Annotated in this window: 3 protein-coding genes; all 3 read left to right on the forward strand. The window is 66.1% G+C overall.

The genetic code is table 11. From position 1 onward, the window contains the following. The coding region (locus tag AC1D00_RS36075; protein ID WP_477013953.1) for an FtsX-like permease family protein at positions 1 to 1,202 on the forward strand (1,202 nt) is incomplete at its 5' end. Beyond that, positions 1,192 to 2,274 (forward strand): lipocalin-like domain-containing protein, encoded by a 1,083-nt coding sequence (locus tag AC1D00_RS36080; RefSeq protein ID WP_135176111.1) that lies wholly within the window; start codon positions 1,192 to 1,194, stop codon positions 2,272 to 2,274. The genes AC1D00_RS36075 and AC1D00_RS36080, both read left to right, overlap by 11 nt. A 27-nt stretch (positions 2,275 to 2,301) precedes the next feature. After that, positions 2,302 to 2,591, forward strand: a 290-nt coding sequence (locus AC1D00_RS36085; RefSeq protein WP_477013954.1) for an MAPEG family protein, incomplete at its 3' end; no start/stop codon positions are given.

Below are 2,591 nucleotides of genomic sequence, written 5' to 3' on the forward strand. Positions count from 1 at the left end.
GCGCGGCACTGATCCTGCCGGCTTTCCTCGACATCATCCTGCGCATGGGCCAGCGCGCAGCGCGAGGACCGCTCGCGCTGTGGTTCTGGGCGGACAGCCGGCAGCAGCTCTCCGGGCTGTCGCTGGCGCTGATGGCGCTGCTGCTCGCGCTCGCCGTCAATGTCGGCGTCTCCACCATGGTGGAGACGTTCAGCCGCACTTTTGTCGGCTGGCTCAACGGACGGCTCGCGGCCGACGTCTACATCAGCGCCTCCGACAATGCGCAAGCTGTCGCGATCCGGAACTGGYTGACGGAGCGCAGCGAAGTCCAGGCGATCCTGTCGGGCGGCCGCGCCGAGACGCAAGTTCAGGGCCAGCCGGTGGAGCTGTTCGGCCTGCCCGATCACGCACTTTATCGCGAGCGCTGGCCGCTGCTGGAGACTGCGCCGCGCGCCTGGACCCGGCTCGTGCCGGGCAATGCCGCCTTCATCAGYGAGCAGTTGAGCCGGCGGCTGAACGTTCGGGTCGGCGACGTCGTCGAGGTGCCGGCGCCGGGCGGGACCTGGGAGCTCGACATCGTCGGCATCTATGCCGATTACGGCAATCCCAAGGGACAGCTCGCCGTGAACGTCGCGGCGCTGATCCGGCAATTTCCGCAGACGCCGCAGACGCGGATCGGGCTCATTGTCCCACGAGACAAGATTTCGGGCCTGATCGCGGCCTTGCAGAAGCAGTTTGCGCTCGACGACCGCAGCGTTGCCGACCAGGCGACGGTGAAGGCGGAGTCGATCCGGATCTTCAACCGCACCTTTGCGGTGACATCGGCGCTAAATGCCTTCACGCTCGGTGTGGCCGGCATCGCGCTGCTGACCAGCCTTTTGACGCTGGCCAACTCCCGCCTGCCGCAGCTTGCGCCGCTGTGGGCGGTCGGCATCACGCGGCCACGCCTCGCCGCAATCGAGTTGACCAAGACGCTGTCGGTGGCGCTGTTCACCTCGCTGCTGGCCGTGCCGCTCGGACTGCTCGTGGCGTGGTGCCTGATCGCGATCATCAATGTGAAGGCGTTTGGCTGGCGGCTGCCGTTCCATGTGTTTCCGCTGCAACTCGTCGAGCTGGTCGCGGTCGCGCTGGTCGCCTCTCTGCTTGCCGCAGCGCTGCCGGTCGCGCGGCTGGCGCGGATGCAGCCGGCAGACCTCGTCAAGGTGTTTGCCAATGAGCGCTGACAAGATCTCGCGGCGCGCGTTTGCCGGCGGCATTGCCTCGCTCGCTCTTGCGCGCCACGCCGGCGCGCAAGGCTATGCCGGGCTCGGCGAGACCGCCGACGGCTTTGCGAAGGTCACGCCGGGAAAGACGTTCACGTTTCCCGCCGATCACGGGCCGCATCCGGAGTTTCGCATCGAGTGGTGGTATCTCACGGCGAACCTCGTCGATAGCCGAGGCGCACCTTGCGGCCTGCAATGGACGCTGTTCCGCCAGGCGGCGCAGCCGGGACCGCAAGGGGAAGGCTGGGCCAATCAGCAAATCTGGATGGCGCACGCCGCGGTGACGCGTGCCGACACCCATCGCTTCAGCGAGCTGTTTTCGCGCGGCGGGATCGGGCAGGCCGGCGTCACGGCACAGCCGTTCGCTGCGTGGATCGACGATTGGGAGATGAAGGGTCTTGATCGCACCGACGATCGCACACTGGCGCCGCTGACGGTGAAGGCCTCCGGCCCCGACTTCAGCTATGCGCTCACGTTGGAAGCCGATCGTGCGGTCGCATTGCAGGGCGATGGCGGCTTCAGCCGCAAATCCGAGCGCGGCCAGGCCTCCTACTATTACAGCCAGCCGTTCTACCGCGCGCGCGGCACGCTCGCCATCGACGACAAGCCGGTCGATGTGTCGGGGCAGGCCTGGATGGACCGCGAGTGGAGCAGCCAGCCGCTCGACGCCGACCAGACCGGCTGGGACTGGCTGTCGCTGCATCTTGCATCCGGCGACAAGCTGATGCTGTACCGGCTGCGGCAGAAGGACGGCAAGGACTATCCGTTCGGCAACTGGATCACCGCCACCGGCAGCACACAGATGATCGCGGGTAGCGACATCCAGATGACGCCGAAGGCAACCGCCGAGGTCGCGGGACGCAAGCTGCCGGTGGAATGGCAGATCGCGATCCCCTCGCGCTCGTTCTCGATTTCCTGCAAGCCGCTCAATCCAGGGGCCTGGATGGGGACCGGCTTCTCCTATTGGGAAGGGCCGATCAGCTTTGCCGGCACGCATGACGGTGTTGGCTATCTCGAGCTGACCGGGTATTGAAGCGCGACCTCTTCAAGGAAGCGAGCGATGTATCACCTCACCGCCCTCGTCACGCTGCTGGCGATTGCATTTTACCTGTTCACCTGCATCAACGTGTCACGCTCGCGCACCAAGACCGGCGTCAAGGTGCCGGCGATGTCGGGCCATCCGGATTTCGAGCGCGCCTTCCGTATCCAGATGAACACGCTGGAATGGATGCCGATTGCCCTGCCCTCGCTCTGGCTGTTCGCGATCTACATCAGCGACGCCGTCGCAGCCGGGATCGGCGCGCTCTGGATCGCCGGCCGCATCGTCTATTTCATCGGCTATTCGAAGGC

Source organism: Bradyrhizobium sp. P2_E8 (assembly GCF_056403875.1).